Source organism: Pseudochrobactrum asaccharolyticum (assembly GCF_003314995.1).
GTDB lineage: Bacteria > Pseudomonadota > Alphaproteobacteria > Rhizobiales > Rhizobiaceae > Pseudochrobactrum > Pseudochrobactrum asaccharolyticum.
In genome coordinates this window covers 1-2,352 of sequence record NZ_QNRH01000033.1, presented here as the reverse complement: position 1 = coordinate 2,352, position 2,352 = coordinate 1, and the positions used below count along the sequence as shown (strand labels likewise).

Here is a 2,352-nt window from a genome sequence, read left to right as displayed (position 1 = left end):
AACAGCGTTCGGAATCCGCCAAAAAAGCTGCAGCAACACGCAAACGTAATAAGGAGAAAGCAAATGGCTAGTGGCGATCCTTTAAAGGCATGGAGAAGTGGCTCGGTTTGTTTGGACAGGTTTTTACGCTTTGTAAGTGGACTTCTGCCGTTGATTACGCCGCTTCGGGCAGCGCTATTTTATTGAAGTAGACCTCATCCGGGGTCTTGTCGTCAAGACTGGAATGTGGCCGCTTGTGATTGTAGAAGTCGATATATTTTCCGATTGATGCTCTGGCTCCTGCTACACTGTCGTAGGCTTTGAGATAGACTTCCTCGTATTTCACCGATCTCCAGAGCCGCTCGATAAAGACGTTGTCGCGCCACGCCCCTTTGCCATCCATGCTGATCTGGATTTTATGATCAAGCAGCACCTTGGTAAAGTCGTGACTGGTGAACTGACTGCCCTGATCCGAGTTGAAGATTTCTGGTTTGCCATAGCGGCTTAACGCCTCCTCAAGCACCTCAACACAAGGGGCTGCATCCATGGTGATCGACAGCTTCCAGCTTAAAACCTTGCGCGTGAACCAATCAATGATCGCAATCAGATAACAGAACCCGCGGGCCATCGGTATATAGGTCAGATCCGTTGCCCAGACCTGATTGACCCGTGTTACTGTCAGGTCTCTCAGCAAATACGGATAAATCTTGTGCCCATCTCCCGGCTTTGTCGTGCGTGGTTTACGATACAGCGCCGTTAAACCCATGCGTTTCATCAAGGTTCGCACGTGCAAACGCCCAATCTCAAAGCCTTCACGTTTCAAAAACTTTTGCAGCATACGGCTACCCGCAAACGGGTAATCAAGATGCAATTCGTCCATTCGGCGCATCAGTTTCAAATCTTCCACTGAGACAGGTTGTGGCAGATAGTAGGACGCTGCTGCGGCTGATCCCCAGTTCAACGGCCTGTTTCCCAATCGACAGATCATGTTTGGGGTTAATCATCGTTTTGCGCTCCCCGACCAGCCGACCTTGCCGAGCGCCGATCCTAAAAAATCGTTAGCCAGCGTCAATTCTCCGATCTTGGCATGGAGCGCGGTTATATCAACCGGCGGCTCTGATTTTTCCGTTGCACCAAACACATGGGCAGCACCCTCCAGAAGATGTTTCTTCCAATCCGTGATTTGGTTCGGATGAACATCATATTGCTGGGATAGTTCCGAAAGCGTTTTCTCGCCTTTGATTGCCGCAAGGGCAACCTTCGCCTTGAAGCTCGCAGCGTGGTTCCGGCGAATACGTCGTGTCATGGTAACTCCTGCTCAATAGCCAGTAGTCTGGCAAAGTTCAGGCAGAAAAGCCACTTATCAGTCTGTCCAATTTAGCCGAGCCACCTCTTGGAGTATTGCTGAAGCTTCACGTGTATGTTTTTTTTGGCTGGAACGGAAAACAAGTCCCTATGGCTCCTATCGTTAGAAAAGAAGAGGGCGCTATCTATTTTTTAACTGACAGTCGTTCGGAGAAGGTAGGGGATATCAAGGGCGAGGTGATTGTACATCTAACCTTTTCTGATCATGCAGCAAATGATTATCTTTTTATAGAAGGAGATGCTCAGGTTTTTAATGATCGAAAGAAGATACATGATTTGTGGACTCCCTTTTCAAAAGCTTTTTGGGATTCTGCTGATGATCCAAACATCCGTTTGATTGTTGTATCTCCTAACCGCGCTGAATTCTGGGATGGCCCTAATTCATTAACCGTCGCAGTAAAAATGATGTTTGCATCAGTTACGGGAATTAAACCTGATTTGGGCGACCATCGCGAGACAGGTATGTAAATAAGAATGATAATTTTTAGAGCAACTACAATATAAAACCTACACGTCTCGTTTGTGGGTCTATTTAAGACCTATGATTATTTAGCAATATAATTCCCTGCGGCATTTATACGGAGGAGGGATATCATGAAAATTACCCGATCTTGTTAGCTTGAATCTTGTACCACATCGCAACTGAGAAAAGGCTTTATTACCATAAAAGGAACCCCGAATTTCCGGGGCTCCTTACTTTAGGAAATTAATAAATTACGTTTTATTAATTGATGAAATCGCCAAATTTGTAAGCTTATTATTGGTGGCTTTTTCTTGATCAAGAATTCCACTTAAGAGTGTATGAGCTTCGTCATGTCCAAGTTCTTTCGCCCATTCACGTAGCGAGCCATATCGGGCAATTTCATAGTGTTCGACAGCTTGGCACGCGGCCAACAAACCAGCATCCAGTGCTGTGCCTGAGGCCTCTTCAATTAACCCGTCAGTTTCTTTGATGAGCCCTTCTATTGCATCACACTTTTCGCCTTCGGCCTTCAGACCAATAGACTT

General features: G+C 46.3%; 2 protein-coding genes and 1 pseudogene. 1 reads left to right on the top strand and 2 read right to left on the bottom strand.

The window, feature by feature from the left end; all coding sequences use genetic code 11:
- Positions 1 to 154: 154 nt before the first annotated feature.
- Positions 155 to 1,285, bottom strand: a pseudogene (locus DFR47_RS21465) (IS3 family transposase).
- A 149-nt stretch (positions 1,286 to 1,434) separates the two neighbouring features.
- On the opposite strand from DFR47_RS21465, the gene DFR47_RS21460 reads away from it, so the two are divergent.
- Positions 1,435 to 1,812 (top strand): pyridoxamine 5'-phosphate oxidase family protein, encoded by a 378-nt coding sequence (locus DFR47_RS21460; RefSeq protein WP_113946542.1) that lies wholly within the window; start codon positions 1,435 to 1,437, stop codon positions 1,810 to 1,812.
- A gap of 246 nt (positions 1,813 to 2,058) precedes the next feature.
- Here DFR47_RS21460 and DFR47_RS21455 read toward each other — a convergent pair.
- The coding region (locus tag DFR47_RS21455; RefSeq protein ID WP_147245717.1) for a DUF892 family protein at positions 2,059 to 2,352 on the bottom strand (294 nt) is incomplete at its 5' end.

Coding starts and splice junctions, on each gene's coding strand:
- DFR47_RS21460 (WP_113946542.1), top strand. CDS start 1,435: ATGGCTCCTATCGTTAGAAAAGAAGAGGGCGCTATCTATTTTTTAACT.